Source organism: Desulfococcus multivorans, from assembly GCF_001854245.1.
Taxonomy (GTDB): Bacteria; Desulfobacterota; Desulfobacteria; order Desulfobacterales; family Desulfococcaceae; genus Desulfococcus; species Desulfococcus multivorans.
Genome location: NZ_CP015381.1, coordinates 2,453,254 through 2,470,393, shown reverse-complemented (window position 1 = coordinate 2,470,393; position 17,140 = coordinate 2,453,254). Strand labels below are relative to the sequence as shown.

Annotated in this window: 16 protein-coding genes and 1 tRNA gene; 12 read left to right on the top strand and 5 right to left on the bottom strand. The window is 57.2% G+C overall.

Annotated features, from left to right (window positions below; translation table 11 throughout):
• Window positions 1–164 precede the first annotated feature (164 nt).
• Window positions 165–1,100 (bottom strand): bifunctional riboflavin kinase/FAD synthetase, encoded by a 936-nt coding sequence (locus tag dmul_RS10810; protein WP_020877530.1) that lies wholly within the window; start codon window positions 1,098–1,100, stop codon window positions 165–167.
• A 110-nt stretch (window positions 1,101–1,210) separates the two neighbouring features.
• Here dmul_RS10810 and dmul_RS10805 point away from each other — a divergent pair.
• The 3 genes from dmul_RS10805 to dmul_RS10795 all read left to right on the top strand — a co-directional run bounded on the left by dmul_RS10805 (window position 1,211) and on the right by dmul_RS10795 (window position 4,545).
• A tRNA-Leu gene (locus tag dmul_RS10805) sits at window positions 1,211–1,297 on the top strand.
• A gap of 367 nt (window positions 1,298–1,664) precedes the next feature.
• Window positions 1,665–3,749 (top strand): elongation factor G, encoded by a 2,085-nt coding sequence (gene fusA / locus dmul_RS10800; RefSeq protein ID WP_020877531.1) that lies wholly within the window; start codon window positions 1,665–1,667, stop codon window positions 3,747–3,749.
• A 58-nt stretch (window positions 3,750–3,807) separates the two neighbouring features.
• Window positions 3,808–4,545, top strand: coding sequence for a P-loop NTPase family protein (locus tag dmul_RS10795; protein WP_020877532.1), 738 nt, complete (start codon window positions 3,808–3,810; stop codon window positions 4,543–4,545).
• A gap of 80 nt (window positions 4,546–4,625) precedes the next feature.
• On the opposite strand, the gene dmul_RS10790 is transcribed toward dmul_RS10795, so the two are convergent.
• From dmul_RS10790 to dmul_RS10780, 3 genes are read right to left on the bottom strand one after another with little or no spacing between them, the layout of a single operon-like run.
• Window positions 4,626–5,456 (bottom strand): hypothetical protein, encoded by an 831-nt coding sequence (locus dmul_RS10790; RefSeq protein WP_020877533.1) that lies wholly within the window; start codon window positions 5,454–5,456, stop codon window positions 4,626–4,628.
• A gap of 58 nt (window positions 5,457–5,514) precedes the next feature.
• The gene (locus dmul_RS10785) at window positions 5,515–5,937 is read right to left on the bottom strand and encodes a roadblock/LC7 domain-containing protein (protein ID WP_020877534.1); all 423 of its coding nucleotides are present in this window, start codon (window positions 5,935–5,937) and stop codon (window positions 5,515–5,517) included.
• A gap of 13 nt (window positions 5,938–5,950) precedes the next feature.
• Window positions 5,951–6,556 carry a GTP-binding protein gene (locus dmul_RS10780; RefSeq protein WP_020877535.1) on the bottom strand — a complete coding sequence of 202 codons (606 nt, stop codon included), beginning with the start codon at window positions 6,554–6,556 and terminating at the stop codon, window positions 5,951–5,953.
• Between the two features lie 378 nt (window positions 6,557–6,934).
• Between dmul_RS10780 and dmul_RS10775 the strand changes: the two genes are divergently transcribed.
• From dmul_RS10775 to glmM, 4 genes are all read left to right on the top strand, one after another.
• Window positions 6,935–7,285, top strand: a complete 351-nt coding sequence (locus dmul_RS10775) for a ComEA family DNA-binding protein (protein ID WP_020877536.1) — start codon at window positions 6,935–6,937, stop codon at window positions 7,283–7,285.
• Between the two features lie 426 nt (window positions 7,286–7,711).
• Window positions 7,712–8,677: a glycosyltransferase family 2 protein gene (locus tag dmul_RS10765; protein WP_020877537.1), complete on the top strand. Its 966-nt coding sequence runs from the start codon at window positions 7,712–7,714 to the stop codon at window positions 8,675–8,677.
• A 44-nt stretch (window positions 8,678–8,721) separates the two neighbouring features.
• The gene (locus dmul_RS10760; RefSeq protein ID WP_020877538.1) at window positions 8,722–9,993 is read left to right on the top strand and encodes a UDP-N-acetylglucosamine pyrophosphorylase; all 1,272 of its coding nucleotides are present in this window, start codon (window positions 8,722–8,724) and stop codon (window positions 9,991–9,993) included.
• 71 nt (window positions 9,994–10,064) lie between these two features.
• Window positions 10,065–11,420, top strand: a complete 1,356-nt coding sequence (glmM, locus tag dmul_RS10755) for a phosphoglucosamine mutase (protein ID WP_020877539.1) — start codon at window positions 10,065–10,067, stop codon at window positions 11,418–11,420.
• Window positions 11,421–11,512: 92 nt separating this feature from the next.
• Here the strand turns inward: glmM and dmul_RS10750 are convergent, their stop codons facing one another.
• Window positions 11,513–12,214: a Bax inhibitor-1/YccA family protein gene (locus dmul_RS10750; protein ID WP_020877540.1), complete on the bottom strand. Its 702-nt coding sequence runs from the start codon at window positions 12,212–12,214 to the stop codon at window positions 11,513–11,515.
• A gap of 167 nt (window positions 12,215–12,381) precedes the next feature.
• Between dmul_RS10750 and dmul_RS10745 the strand changes: the two genes are divergently transcribed.
• The 5 genes from dmul_RS10745 to dmul_RS10725 all read left to right on the top strand — a co-directional run bounded on the left by dmul_RS10745 (window position 12,382) and on the right by dmul_RS10725 (window position 17,075).
• Entirely contained in the window at window positions 12,382–12,660 is a 279-nt protein-coding gene (locus dmul_RS10745) for a hypothetical protein (protein WP_020877541.1), read from the top strand.
• Between the two features lie 198 nt (window positions 12,661–12,858).
• Window positions 12,859–14,223, top strand: coding sequence for an exodeoxyribonuclease VII large subunit (gene xseA, locus dmul_RS10740; protein ID WP_020877542.1), 1,365 nt, complete (start codon window positions 12,859–12,861; stop codon window positions 14,221–14,223).
• Window positions 14,195–14,434 (top strand): exodeoxyribonuclease VII small subunit, encoded by a 240-nt coding sequence (xseB, locus tag dmul_RS10735; RefSeq protein ID WP_040415575.1) that lies wholly within the window; start codon window positions 14,195–14,197, stop codon window positions 14,432–14,434. Before xseA ends, xseB begins: the two co-directional genes overlap by 29 nt.
• Complete coding sequence (gene dxs, locus dmul_RS10730) at window positions 14,431–16,329, top strand: 1-deoxy-D-xylulose-5-phosphate synthase (RefSeq protein WP_020877544.1); 1,899 nt, start codon at window positions 14,431–14,433, stop codon at window positions 16,327–16,329. Before xseB ends, dxs begins: the two co-directional genes overlap by 4 nt.
• Entirely contained in the window at window positions 16,329–17,075 is a 747-nt protein-coding gene (locus dmul_RS10725; RefSeq protein ID WP_020877545.1) for a TlyA family RNA methyltransferase, read from the top strand. Before dxs ends, dmul_RS10725 begins: the two co-directional genes overlap by 1 nt.
• The last annotated feature ends 65 nt before the right edge of the window (window positions 17,076–17,140 follow it).

Here is a 17,140-nt window from a genome sequence, read left to right as displayed (position 1 = left end):
GGCCGTCCGTAACGGCAGATCTGTTGCGCGTGTCTCCAAATTTTTATTGTAATCATTAAATTCGGATGTGAAAGGTTTCATGGCCGGAAAAGCTGAATCGCCATGAAATCAACGACAAGCGGATCGATCACCACCGGCGCGGAACATGACGGGGGATGCGGTGGTTACAACGAGATCATGTTGCGGGCGGTTTCGACATCGCGACGGATCTGTCGGGAGAGCGCTTCTATCCCGGAAAACTTGATTTCATCCCGAATGCGCTCGATGAAGTTCACGCGTATTTTCTCGCCGTAGATGTCGCGGTCGAAATCGAGGATATGGACTTCCACCGTGAAGACGTGGTCGTCGAAGGTGGGGCTGTATCCGATGTTGGCGACCCCTTTGTACCGGCCGTCCCGACACGCCACGGTGACGGCATAGACGCCCGTCCTGGGGGCGAGTTCATCGTAGAGTTTGATGTTGGCCGTTGGAAAACCCAGCAGCTTTCCTCCCCGATTGCGGCCGTGCTCGACCGTTCCACGGATCTGATAGTGACGTCCCAGAAGCTTCTCCGCCCCCGTCACGTCGCCCGCCGTCACCAACTCCCGGATACGGGTGCTGCTGATTCTCGACTTGCCGTTGGATTGCGTCTGTATCCAGTCGGCAACGATCAGTTCGAAGCGATGGGTGGCGGCCCGGGCTTTCAAAAATTCGAGATTGCCTTCGCGGTTCCGGCCAAAGGCGTAGTCGCCGCCCACAATAAAGGCCTTCATGCCGATGCGGCGGATCAGGATGTCCTCGAGGAACGCTTCGGCGGGAATGGATGCGAACTCCCGGGTGAAGGGGACACAAACGAGCACGTCGATGCCCGTCCGTTCGATGAGCTCGACCTTCTGCTCATACAGGGTGATGAGCGGCGGATGGCTGTTCTGGTGCAGCACCCGGATCGGATGCGGTTCGAAGGTCATGGCAACAGAGGTGCCGTCGATTTCCACGGCTTTTTCGATGACCTCGTGGAAAAGGGCCTGATGTCCAAGGTGAACCCCGTCAAAATTTCCGATTGTGATCACTGCATTTGGAAAAGGATTCGCTATGTTGTCTATGCCTTCAATAAGCTTCATCGTAATTTCGGTTTCCTTTAAAAATTGGCTTGACATCAAATTCGAAACCGTATATATACCGCACAACACGAACGAAATCAATCTTTCTTTTCAAGGTTGGTTAACGTCGAGCCGAAGTGGCGGAACTGGTAGACGCGCTAGGTTCAGGGTCTAGTTGCCGTACGGCAGTGGGAGTTCGAGTCTCCCCTTCGGCACCAGCAAGATAAAAAAGGCGCACTTTAAGAGTGGCGCCTCTTTTATTTTGTTGTGTTGTCTCTGGTTCGTAAACGAATGGACAGCAGTGTTTCCCATGCATCGTATTGACATTGCCGCAACTTGAAATTAAGTTGTTTACGCTCGCGAAGACGCCTCTTTGTTGACTCAGCGATCCCCCCGCGACAGAGGAATTTCACAAACCACAGTTTCTACCCGGCAGCATCCAGAGAGCGGCGATACCGACCCGGCGACCCCTGACGGTTATTTCGGGGGGATCAGCCGGATGATTTTCGGCGTTTTGCCGTTATATTCAATATAAGATACATTCAAAATAAGACACATTAAAACCTCAGTAAAGGGACCATCACCATGCATAGCGATATACAAAAAGTCCGGAATATCGGTATCAGTGCCCACATCGATTCGGGAAAGACCACGCTGACCGAACGGATACTCTTTTATACTCAGCGCATTCACGCCATTCACGACGTCAAGGGCAAGGACGGCGTCGGCGCCACCATGGACTCCATGGAGCTCGAAAAGGAGCGCGGCATCACCATCGCCTCCGCCGCCACGTTCTGCGAATGGAAAGGCCATGAGATCAATATCATCGATACCCCCGGGCACGTCGACTTCACCATCGAGGTCGAGCGGTCTCTCAGGGTGCTGGACGGGGCCGTCCTGGTGCTCTGCGCCGTCGGCGGAGTTCAGTCCCAGTCCATCACCGTGGATCAGCAGATGAAGCGATACAAGGTCCCCTGCATCGCCTTCGTGAACAAGTGCGATCGCAGCGGCGGAAATCCGTTCCGCGTTATTCAACAGCTTCGGGAAAAGCTGGGACACAACGCGGTGGCGATGCAGATCCCCATCGGGATGGAGGCCAAATTCAACGGTGTGGTGGACCTGGTCTCCATGAAGGCCGTCTATTTTGACGGCGACAACGGCGAAACGGTTCGGGTCGAGGCGGTGCCGACGGCATTGCGGGAAGAGGCCGAGGAGAAACGCGAGATTCTTGTCGACGCCGCGTCCATGTTCTCCGATGAACTGACCGAGGCCATTCTCGAGGAGCGGGACATCCCTGAAGATCTGCTTCTGGACGCCGTCAGACAGGGCGTTCTCAAGCGGGAACTGACGCCCGTTTTTATGGGCTCGGCCTACAAGAACAAAGGCGTCCAGCCTCTGTTGAACGGCGTCACGCGGCTGTTGCCGTGCCCTGCCGACGTCGTCAACGAGGCCCTGGACATGGAAAAGGACGAGGCGATCGTTGCCCTGAGCAACAATCCCAAAGATCCCATCGTGGCGCTCGCCTTCAAGCTGGAGGACGGGCAGTACGGCCAGCTGACCTATATCCGCGTTTACCAGGGTGTCCTCGGCAAGGGGAACACCATCGTCAACGTCCGGACCGGCAAAAAGGTCAAGGTCGGCAGGGTCGTGAGGATGCACGCCAATCAGATGGAGGATATCGAGTCCATCCCGGCCGGATACATCGGTGCCCTTTTCGGGATCGACTGCGCCTCGGGCGACACGTTTACATCCCCGGGACTCAGCCTGACGATGACCTCCATGTTTGTCCCGGCGCCGGTGATCTCGCTGGCTATCGTGCCCAGGGACAACAAATCCCAGATCAACATGTCCAAGGCCCTCAACCGGTTTACCAAAGAAGATCCCACCTTCAAGACCTACGTGGACGATGAGACGGGGGACACCATCATCTCCGGCATGGGTGAGCTGCATCTCGATGTCTACATCGAGCGGATGCGTCGGGAATACAAGGCCGAGGTGGAGACCGGGCAGCCGAGGGTCGCCTACCGGGAGACCATCACGCGGACGGCCGAGTTCAACTACATCCACAAAAAGCAGACCGGCGGGTCCGGCCAGTACGGCCGGGTGGCGGGCTATATGGAGCCCGTGGACGAGGAATTCGTGTTCGACAACCAGGTGACCGGCGGATCGATTCCGACCCAGTTCATCCCTGCCTGTGAAAAGGGTTTTCGGGCCTGTCTCGAGAAAGGGCCCAAGATGGAGTTTCCGGTGACCGGTGTCAAGATCGTCATCAACGACGGGGCATCCCATTCGGTGGACTCCTCCGATATGGCCTTCCAGGCTGCCGCACGCGGCGCCTTTCTGGAGGCCTATGCCAAGGCGGCCCCCGTCATTCACGAGCCCGTCATGAAAGTGGTCGTCGAAACCCCCACCGAGTTCCAGGGGGCGGTGATGGGGCTGTTGAACCAGCGGCGGGGCATTATCGTCGGATCCCAGGATGAAGGTCCCATGTGCGTTATCGAGGCCCAGGTGCCGCTGTCGGAAATGTTCGGTTTTTCGACCGTCCTTCGGTCGTCGACCCAGGGAAAGGCCCAGTTCACAATGGAGTTCTCCGCCTACAAACAAATTCCCAAGGGCGTTGCGGACGAGTTGGTCAAGAAGCTTGCCAAAGATAAAAAGAATGCTGCCTGAGATCCGCCGAACGGTATCGTCGGCCAGGGTCATTTATTTGAGGGAAAGGAACTTCAACATGGAAAAAAAAGAAATCATCCGGCGTAATCCACTTAAAATGATGGGTTATTCGTCCGAAGATGTTCTTTCCGATGGGGGATTCGGCGCATTGACGGCCCACGCCGGGGTCGGCAAAACCGCGTTTCTGGTCCAGATCGCCATTGACAAGCTGCTGCGGGACAAGAACGTTCTTCACATCAGCATCGATGAACCTGTGGAAAAGGTCTGCCTGTGGTATGAACAGGTTTTCCGGAATATCGCCCAACGCAATCATATCAAACAGGCGGACCCCTTTTGGGAGGTCATCCTGCCCAGGCGCTTCATCATGACCTTCAAGGTGGACGGTTTCAGCGTCCCGAAACTGGAGGAGCGCATCAACGACCTCTCGGAGCAGGGAATCTTTCTGCCGCAGATGATTCTGATCGACGGGCTTCCTTTCGAGGAGATGGGCCGGAAGACCTTTCTGGATCTCAAGGCCGCTGCCCGGAATCTGGGGGTCGGCGTCTGGTTTACGGTGAAGACCCATCGCCATGAGCCGTCCGGACCCGGCGCGATTCCTATCCCGATGACCGGCATCGAGGACCTTTTCGATGTGATTATCGAGCTTCAGCCGGACGGAAAGGAGATCTATGTGAAAGCCCTCAAGGGCGGACCGCCGGCATCCGAGATCGTGGAACTCGCATTGGACCCCTCGACCATGATGATCCGGAACCCCGACGGGGAACTCGTCTCCGAATCCGACCGCAAAGCGCAATAAGACGCCTCTTCGAAGCCCTGAATCCCGCGGCGTGCCCTGAAAGGTGCGCGCCGCGGTGACCGGAAGCGGTAAAGAAGATTTTATTCTTTTTCTTCCACCAGACGCCGGATATCTCTTCTCAACATCGCAAATTCACGCTGAAGGGTCTGCTGGATCTCGCGCGCGGCAAGGATAATCTCCTGGGCCATGTGGCTCATATCCCTGAAATCCATTGTCGTTTGAGATGCCTCGAAAGATGCGTCATCCGTCGGTCGGGGCGGCGGGGGCGCCGCTGCATCGGCAACGGCGGGCACATGGTGAGTGCGCTTTCCGGCGGCTTGAATCTCCCGCTTCAGTTTTTTGTACCCGGTGACGTGGGTGATCAGGAGTTTCTTCCTGGCGCCGTCACTCATGTTTTCCGAGAGTATCGTCCGTTCAAGGCTTTCATAAGCCGAATGCAGCAAGGTAATGGCATCGACATGGGCCCGGGCGAGCTTTTTCCGGATGTATTTCCCCAACGACCCCAGAAGTTGCAGGAACGCCAGGACGATCTTGTCGCCCTGATACAGGGATTCCAGCTTGAGGATCTCCGCTTCGAGTTTTTCCATCACCGAATCCGTGATCTCCCATTCGAGGGACATGATGATGGACTTGAGGTCTCTGATCGGGGATCGCTCGATTCGGTCGGCGTCGAATTTTTCGACAACCGTCGCGACCTCGTCCGCGGACGGCGTCGTTTTGTCGAACGATTCCTTTCCGGGACGTCGTTTCACGGCTTCGGCGTCATTCTCCTTCCGATCCGAGTCCATCCGATCCGGCGAAACTCCGGCAGTGACGTCCTTCTCTTCTTCTCCGAACAGATCGTCCAGACGGCTGTCGACCTCGGCTGTGATGCTGTTTTCGTCGACTTTTCTCGTATCACCGATTGCCAATGGTAATCCTCCTGTTCAAGCGGCGTTGGATACTGCGTGATCCATCGCGGTCAGACCGTTAATCCCAGATGGCGGAGATTTTGTCGATCGCTTCGGCAACCTTCAATCGCAGCAACCCCAGAGAGACCCTTGTCCCAAAAATGGAGATGAGCAGGAAATCCTTCTTGACCTTGCTGAAGTGGATACTTTCCTTTTCCCCTTTATGAAACAGAAGGGAAAACTCACTTTCTCCAATCAGCCTGGCCATGGTGTCGACAGCGGCGAAATTGGCCGAGGCCAATGCCGCGAGGGAATATAAATCATGATCGCATTCGCCGTTGTCCGCCTTGGCGATGATATTGCCCGCCAGGTCGATCAGCAATATACTGTGGGCGCCGCTCTCGACGAGGTCTTTGAGAATGATGCTCTCTATGGTTTCGAGCTGTTCCTGACTGAAGGCATACGAACTGAAAGCCAGATCCTCATTGAAATCGGGTGTCAATTGACCTGCCCTCCTATTTTAGGGTCCTTTGCAGGGACGTCATGGTTAGTGAGATGATCTTTTTGAGGGTCGGGATCACATTTTCTCCGGAAAGGGCGCTGGCAGCGAGCGACGAGACTTTCAGTTGACCGTTCAGGTCTTTTTCCATCTGTTCGAAGGACATGACGGCGATCCCTTCTTTTTCCAAATCCCTTTTATTGTATTGCAGCACCAGGGGAATCTTGAATATGCTTTTTTTGTAAACAGCCAGGTTTTCCTGCAGGTTTTTGAGCGAGATCATGTTGTCCCGCCGCTGCTCCACCCGGGAGTCCGCCACGAAAACCACGCCGTCGACGCCCTTGAGGACGAGACGCCTCGTGGCGTTGTATTTGATCTGGCCGGGAACGGTATACAGCTGAATTCTTACATCATATCCCATTATTTTTCCGATGTCGAAGGGCAGGAAATCGAAAAAAAGCGTTCGATCGCCGTGGGTTTTGATGCTGACCATCTCCGATTGGATGCGTTGGCGGAATTTGGAAAAGACATATTCGAGATTGGTCGTTTTTCCCCCGCGACCCGGACCATAGTAGATGATTTTTGCCTGCACTTCCCTGTTTTTCAGATTGACGAATGCCAAGCCAGGTCCCTCCCGGGTTCGATGCGTCGATGATCAGGCATCGCGATCAAAAGACGCAACCGTAATCCAATAATTTTATTTATAGCATTAAGGAAAGAGACGGTCAACAACCGCCGACGGGTTTTCTGAAAAATTTGATCCGGATTTCGGCATCCGGTCAGAAAACAGACTGCTATATAGGCAGAACTACCTATCGGAAAATAGGTATTTTTGCCGATTGAAACGGATGCCGGATAGGTGTATCAAAATTTCATATAACTTTTCTCATTTTTTGTCGTGGCGGCGGTCTTCTCGATCCTGCGGTCGGCCGTGAAAGGCGACTTTCCGAACGAGGACACCGCCGGATGAGAAATCAACCCGGACGAATAAGGAGGAAGTATGAAACGGTTCAAGGTCTTGACGGCGGCAGTCATGGTGATGGGATGTATTCTTTGTTTTTCGACCTGTCTTTGGGCGGGTGAATCCGGCAAGGTGAACATCAATACCGCTTCCGCAGAGGAACTCGCCGGCCTGAACAGGATTGGATTGAAAACGGCGGCCAGAATCATTGAATATCGGGACAGCGTCGGAAGATTCAACGCTCCGGAGGAGTTGATGAACGTCAAGGGAATCGGCGAAAAACTATTCGACCTGAATAGGGATCGAATCATTGTGGAGGGCAACGACGCACCGGAAAGGACAGGCGACGGTATCAGTCAAAGCGATGCGTCGAGCGGCAGCAAAGGATAATCGGATCCATTCCCCCTCACCGGCACCGGCCGACCCGACGGGGCGGCCGGTGCGCCATTTTAGCGGTTGACCCCATGTCCGTTTTGTGGTCAATATCTGATCGTTGTATATTTTTTCCGCGAAAAATCCGGTCCAAACGCCATAAGATCCGATGTGCCCGACCGCATCGGTTTACGATGTAACCGATCCGGCAAAGCGATATCCGCGATCCATGCCTGCGGCGTGTTAAACCCCTCGGCATTCATTTTTGTATACTCGCGGCGGTTTATCTGTTGATCGGAGCGCTTTTCATCGGAAGGAAATGCGCATATGGCATGATATTGAAGAGTCTTTGGGACGGCGGCAACAACCCGGTTCCAAACGCTTGTGTCGGGGTCGATTTCCCGTTTTGTCAAGCGCGTTGATGGACCCTGAAAGTAGGCGGCAATGATCGACGTCATTATTGTAAACTATAACAGCACCGACCATCTGCTCAACTGTATAGCATCATTCTACACGGACATCCAAAGGTTTGGCGTGACCGTATACGTCCAGGACAATGGGTCGACGGACGGTGTGGACCGGGTGTCGGACCGCTATCCTCTGGTCAGGCTTCACAAAAATATCGTCAATCTCGGTTTTGCCGGAGCGGTGAATCAGGCGCTTTGCCGATGTAAGGGCGATTATGTGATTTTATTGAATCCGGATGCCGTTCTCGAGGAAGGATTCCTGGATGCTGCCGTCGAATTCATGGACAGGCGCAGGGATGTCGGCATAATGGGGCCGAAAATCCTGGACCGTGACGGGAAGCTTCAGAATTCGGCAAGGGCGTTCCCCAGCCCCCTCACCGCTCTTTTTGGGCGTTCATCCTATCTGTCCAGACGATTTCCGCAAAATCCCGTCACCTCGCGAAATCTTCTCAGCATGAGCTGCGACGGCGAAACCCCGATGTCTGTCGACTGGGTGTCCGGGGCATGCATGGTGGTTCGAAAAAAAGCCGTGGAGCAGACGGGGATGCTGGATGAGCGCTTTTTCATGTATTGGGAGGATGCAGACTGGTGCAGACGAATGTGGGCCGCCCGATGGAAGGTCGTCTATTGTCCGAAAGCCGTTGCCTATCACTATATTGGCGGCAGCAGCGAAAAATGTGCCGTCCGGTCCGTTTGGGAGTTTCACAAGAGCGTCTGCCGTTTTTTCGATAAGTATCTGCCTCCCCGTCTTTTTTTTGCAGGACCGCCGGTCTTTGGACTCCTCTTTTTGCGCTTTCTTGCCGTGATGCTCACAGCCGCGGTGAAACACCCGATCCGGCGCGTTGAGGCCGGAACCCTCCTTGCCGAACCGCCGCCGGGGGCAGCACCGTGTCGGCAATACCAGCGTGTTGATATCGGAAGCACCAACTCCGGGCCCTGCTGATGAGAGAAATGCGGGCTGAACGGTGGATAGAAAGGTAGACGACGATGGCTCTTCAGGAAAAGCGCGTACAGCGCGTACAGGTCGATCTGTTGATGAAAAAGGGTGTGAAGATCCCCAATCCGGACAGCGTGATCATCGGGCCGGAGGTCGATATCGACAGGATATCGGGGGAAGGGGTCACCTTCTGGGGCGGCACCAAAATATTCGGAGAGTCGACCTTGATTCTACGGGGTGCGGAGATCGGCTACGAGGCGCCGACAACCCTGGAAAACTGCCGCGTTGGTCCGGAGGTCAGCCTCAAGGGCGGTTATCACAGCGGGGCGGTATTTCTGAAAGGGGCTTCCGCCGGGTCCGGCGCCCATGTCCGCGGCGGAACCATTCTCGAGGAATCGGCAAGCATCGCACACACCGTCGGTCTGAAGCAGACGATCCTGTTCCCGTTCGTCACCCTGGGCAGCCTCATCAATTTTTGTGACTGCCTGATGGCCGGCGGGACGGGGAAAAAGGACCACAGCGAGGTGGGCAGCGCCTACATCCACTTCAATTACACTCCCAACCAGGACAAGGCGACGGCATCGCTTCTGGGGGATGTTCCCCGCGGCGTGATGTTGCGGGAGCGCCCCATATTTCTGGGCGGGCAGGGTGGGCTGGTGGGGCCCTGCCGACTGGCCTTCGGGACGGTGATCGCCGCCGGCTGCGTCTACCGCAAGGATGAATTGCGTCCGGACAGGCTCCTCGTGGGCGGGGCGCCCCGGGGGATGAGCGTTCCGTTTGCACCGGGAACCTATCCCGGCATCCGGCGGGTGTTCGTCAACAATATGAATTACATCGCCAATCTAACGGCCCTGATGCAGTGGTATCGATTCGCCCGCAGTCGCTTCCTCTCGGAAGACTTTCCCCAGGCCCTGCTGGACGGGCTGATCGCCGTTCTCAATGCAGGCATTGACGAGCGCCTGGCCCGGATGCGGGCGCTGGCGGAAAAAATGCCCGCCGCCATCGATGCTTACCTGACCAGTGCCGGAGATAAGGCCTCCCCGCAGCTCGTGGCGAACAAGCGCGCGTTTTTCGAACGATGGTCCGAGGTGGCGGATACCGTCGAAAGAGCACGGGAGTGGGGCGGAGACGACCGGATTCGCAACGTGTTCCTGGAGGGTCTGGATGAAGCGGCGGCGCGTTGGGGGAAGGACTATGTGGCCACGATTCGGGCGCTGAGCCCATCCGCCGCAGGGGCGGGAACGCATTGGCTGGACGGGATTACATCGGCCGTGATGGATCGCGTCCTGGCCGTGATTCCCGAGATGGGGCCCTCGGATTAGCGGACCCCGGGATGGATGACATGGCGTTTGTATCTCAAGACAAACCGAGAATCAGAAAGAGGTCGGTTGATATGGGTCAACTTTTTGGCACCGACGGCATCCGCGGGGTTGCCAACCGGTATCCGATGACGTGCGAAACGGCGCTGAACGTCGGTCGCGCGGTGACATCCTATTTTTCCAACGGCGGACGTCGTCCCAGAATCATCGTCGGGAAGGACACGCGCCTTTCCGGCGCCATGCTGGAGTATGCCCTGGTGTCGGGCATTTGTTCCGCAGGGGGAGAGGCCGTACGGGTCGGCGTGCTGCCGACGCCGGGTGTGGCGTGCCTGACGGTCCTGGACAAGGCCGACGCCGGGGTCATGATTTCAGCCTCCCACAACCCCTTTCAGGACAACGGGATCAAGATTTTTGGAAACGACGCGTTCAAGCTTTCGGACGAGGCCGAGGCCGACATCGAGGCGCTTCTGGGACGGGAAGATCATCTCAGGGATTTGTGCGCGTCCATTCAGGACGTGGGGGGCGACGCCGTCATGGTCGATCCGGAGGAACGGTACGCCCGGTTCCTCCTGTCAGCCCTCCCGGCCGGGTTCGGACTGGCGGGCATGAAGCTGGTGCTGGACTGTTCGAACGGCGCGACGTTTCGCGTGGCGCCGTCGGTCTTCAGGAGGCTGGGTGCGGACGTGACGCCGCTTTTCATCGCTCCCGACGGCCGGAACATCAACGAGGGCTGCGGCTCACAGCATCCGGAGCGATTGGCCGAGCACGTTGTCGCGACGGGCGCGGACGTCGGCCTGGCCTTCGACGGCGACGGCGACCGGCTGATCGCCGTCGACGACAGGGGAGGGGTGGTCACGGGCGACCAGATGCTTGCCGTGTGCGGCGCTTATCTGAAACAGAAGGGAAGACTGGCCAATGGGCTCGTTGTCAGCACGGTGATGAGCAATATCGGGTTGGCCATGGCCTTCAGGGAAATGGGGATCGTCCACCGGAAAACCGATGTGGGGGACCGTCATGTCGTCCGGGAGATGCGTCGATCGGGGGCCGTGTTGGGCGGGGAGGATTCGGGTCACATGATTTTTCTCGACCGCCATACCACGGGCGACGGCATCCTGACCGCCCTTCGGCTGCTGGAGGTGATCCGGGACTCGGGAAAACCCTTGTCGCGGCTGACCCAGGTGATAACGGTATATCCCCAGATCCTGATGAACGTGGCGGTATCCGCCAAACCGCCCATCGAAACGATCCCCGCCATTGCCGAGGCCGTTGCCGAGGTGGAAAATCTGCTGGGGGATCAGGGACGGGTGCTGGTTCGGTATTCGGGTACCCAGCCGCTTTGCCGGGTGATGATCGAAGGGCCGACGGCGGAGGAGATCCGCCGCTATTGCAGCCGGATCACGGAAGCGGTGAAGTCGGCCATCGGGGAATGAAAACAGCGGATCCTCCGCGGCAGGGCCACGGAGGATCGCGATATTTCCCGTCATCGGGTCAAGGTGAATGCCCCGACCCGGAAAGCGACGCTTTAATCCCGGCTGCCGCCGAAAATCCTGAGCAGCATCAGGAAGAGATTGATGAAGTCGAGATAGAGGGAGAGGGCGCCCAGGATGGCGCCTTTCCGCAGCACGGCGCCGTCAAGGCCGTCGGGCTGGGTCATGGCCATGTGTTTCAGCTTCTGGGTGTCGTACGCCGTGAGACCGACAAACACCAGGACGCCGATGTAACTGATGACCATGGCCATCCCTGAGCTCTGCACGAACATGTTCACGACCGAGGCGATGATGATGCCGATAAGCCCCATCATCAGGAAGCCGCCCATGGACGTGAGATCCCGCTTGGTCATCATGCCGTAAATGCTGCACGCCAGAAACGTTCCGGCACAGATAAAAAAGGTCGATGTAATGGACGATGCCGTGTAGGCGAGAAAAATCACCGACAGCGTCAGGCCGTTCAGAACCGCGTACAGGATGAACAGCGCCGTCGCCGTGGATGCCTGCATCTTGCCGACCCTCGCGCTGATGGAAAAGACCAGTACGAGCTCCGCGATGATCAGGCCGAAAAAGAGCAGCCGGTTTCCGAAAATAAGTTGCATCATTGCCGGGCTGTTCGCCACCATGAAGGCGGTGATACCGGTAAGCCCCAGTCCGACCGCCATCCAGTTGTAAACGCTCTGGATGAACGAATTGACCCTGACTTGCGGTAAGGCTCTTTCATGAGTATACTGCATTGATTCCTCCTGTTGAAGTTAATCGTGATCACTCACTTTTTTGAACCGGAATATAACATGGAATCGCTTTTTTTCAAGACAAATCCGACCGATTTCCGGCAAGATGACCAAGATGTAATGCGGTCTCAGGTTATGGGCGCCGGGTGTCGCCGGGAGTGAGCGTTGGCATGGAGATGACGTCGGAGCAGTTGTTTGAAGCCATGAAGACGGCGGCGGAACGGCTGGGAGTTCTGGTGGCCGAAAAGAGTTTCCGAAACGTTGGGATTCCCGTGGAGAGCGGTCTGTGTACGGTCAGAGGGAAAAAGATGTTCATCCTCGACAAGAACCGGACGCTGCGGGAAAAGATCCGGCTGCTGGGCGAGTGCCTGGCCGAGTTGCCCAACGAGGAAGTCTACCTGATGCCGTTCATGCGGGAATACATCGAAGAACTGAAAAGGGGCGGATAAATCGGTTTATGGTAAAAAGTTTACATAATATCCATTATCAGACGTTATGGATGCCGCCAAAGTTATTGAATCGCGCCGCCAAGTATGCTAAGGATGGCGCTCCGCGATGAAACCGGGTGTTAGTGTTATTCATTGAAATCGAAACCGAGGGATTGACATCGAAGGGAGGATGCGGCACGGACGTATCCGAGATTGACGATGCAGGCTGAGTTGCAACGAAAAATCTACACGGTCTCGGAGCTGACCGCCGACATTAAACATCTTCTCGAAGAGCGGTATCCGTTCGTCTGGATCTCCGGCGAGGTGTCCAATTTCCACGTACCGGCATCCAAGCATTTTTACTTCACGCTGAAGGATCAAAAATCCCAGATCAGCGGGATCATGTTCCGGGGTCAGAACCGAAACCTGAAGTTCATGCCCGAGGACGGTATGAGCATCGTCGGTTTAGGGCGGATCAGCGTCTATGAACCCCGCGGGAGCTACCAGATCATCTTCGAATATCTGGAACCCCGCGGCATCGGCGAGCTGCAGATCGCCTTTGAGCAGCTCAAATCCGGGCTTGCCGCGGAGGGGCTTTTCGACGAGGCCCACAAAAAACCGATTCCCTTCCTGCCGCGGAACATCGGGGTTGTGACATCCGGCACCGGCGCCGTGCTTCACGACATCATCAAGGTCGCCCATCGTCGTTTTCCGGGGGTCGGCATCCGTGTCGTTCCCGTCAAGGTCCAGGGTGCCGGCGCCGAGGATGAAATCGTTCGGGCCATCGCCCTGCTGAACCGAAAAGAGAGCGATGTCGATACGATCATCCTGGCCCGGGGCGGCGGATCCCTCGAGGATTTTCAGGCCTTCAATTCCGAAGCCGCGGCAAGGGCCGTATACGCATCCGACATCCCCGTTATTTCCGGCGTCGGTCATGAAACCGATTTTACCATCGTCGACTTTGTCGCTGATCTCAGGGCCCCCACCCCCTCGGCCGCGGCGGAGATGGCCGTGCCCCTGAAATCGGAGCTCGTCGGCAAACACATGGATCTTGCCGCTAAACTGTTCCGGTGGACCCAGCGATACATCACCCAAAAACGGCAGCGCGTGGCGGAGGTCTCCCGAAGGCTTGTCCACCCGAAGCGGCGGGTCGAGGACTTCCGGATGCGCCTGGAAGACCTGACGGATCGGCTTGCCGCGCGTTTCCGTGAGAAGCTGGAGCGGCAGAAAGAGCGCCTGAACTGGGAACGCCATCGCCTGCGGGTAAAGGCACCGACGGATTTGGCCGGACAGCTGGCTGCAAAACTCGAACGATGCCGAGTCGCCCTTTTCGATGTCGCCCGACGTCGGACCGGGGTGGAACGGATGCGAACAGAGGCGCTTCAGGGCCGCCTTGAGACCTTGAGTCCCATGGTGGTTCTGAAGCGGGGGTATAGTATCACACAGACCGTTCCGGAGGCCGAGATCGTTCGGAATGCGGGTCAGGTCGCGGTCGGCCAGGCGCTGGATGTGCGGGTTGCCGTCGGCGTCATTCGATGCCGCGTGGAAGAGAGGTTTGACATTGACGACGAAACAGACGTTTGAAAAGGCCATGGCCCAGCTGGAGGACATCGTTCGGGAGCTGGAGTCCGGAGACCTGACGCTTGAAAACGCCATGAAAAAGTTCGAGGAAGGGATGAAGCTCTCCAGATACTGCTCCCGGGTGCTGGATGAGACGGAAAAAAAGATCACCCTGCTGATGACCGATGAGGATGGCAACATCCAGGAGAAACCCCTTGACGAAGGATCGGATTGAGCGTGCTTGAAACCATCAACTCTCCGGCGGACCTAAAACAGCTGAAGATATCCGAGCTCTCCACTCTGGCCGAGGAGATCCGTAAGGTGATCGTGGACGTCGTCTCGCGAAACGGGGGGCATCTGGCTTCGAGTCTCGGCGCCGTCGAGCTGACCATCGCTCTCCATTACGTTTTCGAAACCCCTCGAGACAAGATCGTCTGGGACGTGGGTCACCAGTCATACGCTCACAAGCTTTTGACCGGCCGTCGGGAAAATTTCCAAACCCTCCGTCAATACCAGGGCATCAGCGGTTTCTCCAAACGAAGCGAAAGTCCTCATGACGCCTTCACCACGGGGCACAGCAGCACCTCCATATCCGCGGGTCTGGGCATGGCATGCGCCAAGCGCTTGAAAAAGGATCCCGCCAAGGTCATCAGCGTTATCGGAGACGGATCCATGACCGCGGGTCTCGCCTATGAAGGGCTCAACCAGGCGGGCGGCCTCCACAAGGACGAAAATATGATCGTTGTCCTCAATGACAACGACATGTCCATCTCCCGCAACGTGGGCGCCCTCTCCTCTTTCCTCAGCCGGACATTCTCCGCCAGATACCTGCAGGGATTTCGAAAGGAGTTCGGGGAATTCTTGAGATCAGTCCCTAAAATTGGCGATGACATCTATCAGCTGGCCAAACGATCCGAGGAATCCTTCAAAACATTCGTGACACCGGGAATGCTGTTCGAGGCCTTCAATTTCGATTATTTCGGTCCCATAAACGGCCACCGCTTGAGCCACTTGATCGATATCCTGAACAATATCAAGTTGCTCAATGAACCGGTCCTGTTGCACGTCACCACTCGGAAAGGCAAGGGGTACGGTCCGGCGGAAAAAAACCCGGTCTACTTTCACGGTGTCGGCTGTTTCGAGATCAAAACCGGCAACTGCATTTCCAAGGGCCATACGATCCCCACCTACACGCAGGTTTTCGGCGATACGATGGTGACGCTCGGCGAAAAGGACGACAAGATCGTGGCGGTAACAGCCGCCATGCCCGAGGGTACCGGGCTTGCCGCGTTCGCAAAGGCGTTCCCCGATCGCTTTTTCGATGTGGGCATCGCCGAACAGCACGGCGTCACCTTTGCCGCCGGCATGGCCGTTGAAGGATATCGACCGGTGGTGGCCATCTATTCCACTTTTCTGCAGCGGGCCTACGACCAGATCCTCCACGATGTCTGCCTCGAGAGCCTTCCCGTGGTGTTCGCCGTCGATCGCGGGGGTATCGTGGGAGAGGACGGCGCCACCCACCACGGTCTGTTCGATCTGTCTTTCCTGAGGAGTCTGCCCAACATGGTGCTGATGGCGCCCAGGGACGAAAACGAGCTCCGGCGTATGCTGGTCACGGCCCTGTCCCACAACGGCCCCATCGCGCTCCGGTATCCCCGGGGAAGCGGTGCAGGGGCGGTCCTGGAGGATCCGATCCGACCGTTGCCCATCGGCGCGGCCGAGCTGATCGAGGAAGGCGGCGACGTTGTGCTCCTGGCCATCGGGAGACCTGTCCTGGATGCCCTGGCGGCTCGCCGGCGGCTCGCCGCCGAAGGCATCGACGCCGCCGTCGTCAACGCCCGTTTTGTGAAGCCCGTGGACATGGCCCTCATCGGCGCTTTGGTTCAAAACGTTCAGCGGATCGTGACGGTGGAGGAAAATATCCGTCAGGGTGGTTTCGGCAGCGCGGTGCTCGAGGGCCTGAACGATGCCGGCATATCGGGATTCCGTATGGTGCGCGTGGGTATTGGGGATCAATTCGTGGAGCACGGCTCCCAGAAGATTCTCCGGAAAAAGCACGGTGTCGATGCCGACGGGATTGTAGAAGCGGCCCGACGGGTCTGCGGCCGCCATCCGTCGGGTCCGTCCTGATGGCGGCCGACAAAAAGCGGCTGGATCTTCGCGTCGTCGAGCTGGGGATGGCCCAGACCCGTCAGCGGGCCCGGGCCCTTGTCATGGCGGGAAAGATCCTGGTCAACGGCGTGCCGGTGGACAAACCAGGAGCGCTTGTCTCCACGTCCGATCCGATCCGCATGAAAGGGGAGGACATCCCTTATGTCAGCCGGGGAGGACTGAAACTGGCGGCCGGTCTGGCGGCCTTCCAGGTTTCGGTCCGGGGCAAGGCGTGCCTGGATGTCGGGGCTTCCACCGGCGGTTTTACCGACTGTCTTCTCCAGCACGGCGCGGCCCATGTTTATGCCGTGGATGTCGGGTATGGCCAACTGGCCTGGAAGTTGCGGGAAGATCCACGGGTGACGGTCATCGAGCGCACCAACATCCGCCTCATGGATCCGACGGCCCTCCCCTCCCCCGTCGATCTGGCGACCATCGACACTTCCTTCATTTCCCTCAAAATCGTCGTGCCGGCGGTCCTCGCGTTCATGAAACCGGGGGGGGGGATTCTGGCGTTGATCAAGCCGCAATTCGAAGTGGGAAAAGGAAACGTCGGAAAAGGCGGCGTCGTTCGGGATGCCGGGCTCCATGACCAGGTCATCGAGGCCCTTTCCGTCTTCTTCGAGGAGATCGGACTGCACCCCGGGGGGGTGGTCCCCTCCCCTGTACTTGGACCCAAAGGCAACCGGGAGTTCATCATTTTACTCAAGCTCCCTGAGTCCTGATGGAATTCGTCTTGATTTTTCGATATAAAACATATAAGAATTAACAATTTAGGGGGTAAATTTGA

What these genes read in the sequence shown, in the direction of transcription:
- dmul_RS10775 (WP_020877536.1), top strand. Translation starts at nt 6,935, where the DNA reads ATGAAACGGTTCAAGGTCTTGACGGCGGCAGTCATGGTGATGGGATGT.
- dmul_RS10745 (WP_020877541.1), top strand. Translation starts at nt 12,382, where the DNA reads ATGGAGATGACGTCGGAGCAGTTGTTTGAAGCCATGAAGACGGCGGCG.
- fusA (WP_020877531.1), top strand. Translation starts at nt 1,665, where the DNA reads ATGCATAGCGATATACAAAAAGTCCGGAATATCGGTATCAGTGCCCAC.
- dmul_RS10760 (WP_020877538.1), top strand. Translation starts at nt 8,722, where the DNA reads ATGGCTCTTCAGGAAAAGCGCGTACAGCGCGTACAGGTCGATCTGTTG.
- dmul_RS10810 (WP_020877530.1), bottom strand. Translation starts at nt 1,100, where the DNA reads ATGAAGCTTATTGAAGGCATAGACAACATAGCGAATCCTTTTCCAAAT.
- dmul_RS10765 (WP_020877537.1), top strand. Translation starts at nt 7,712, where the DNA reads ATGATCGACGTCATTATTGTAAACTATAACAGCACCGACCATCTGCTC.
- dmul_RS10795 (WP_020877532.1), top strand. Translation starts at nt 3,808, where the DNA reads ATGGAAAAAAAAGAAATCATCCGGCGTAATCCACTTAAAATGATGGGT.
- xseA (WP_020877542.1), top strand. Translation starts at nt 12,859, where the DNA reads ATGCAGGCTGAGTTGCAACGAAAAATCTACACGGTCTCGGAGCTGACC.
- dmul_RS10725 (WP_020877545.1), top strand. Translation starts at nt 16,329, where the DNA reads ATGGCGGCCGACAAAAAGCGGCTGGATCTTCGCGTCGTCGAGCTGGGG.
- glmM (WP_020877539.1), top strand. Translation starts at nt 10,065, where the DNA reads ATGGGTCAACTTTTTGGCACCGACGGCATCCGCGGGGTTGCCAACCGG.
- dmul_RS10750 (WP_020877540.1), bottom strand. Translation starts at nt 12,214, where the DNA reads ATGCAGTATACTCATGAAAGAGCCTTACCGCAAGTCAGGGTCAATTCG.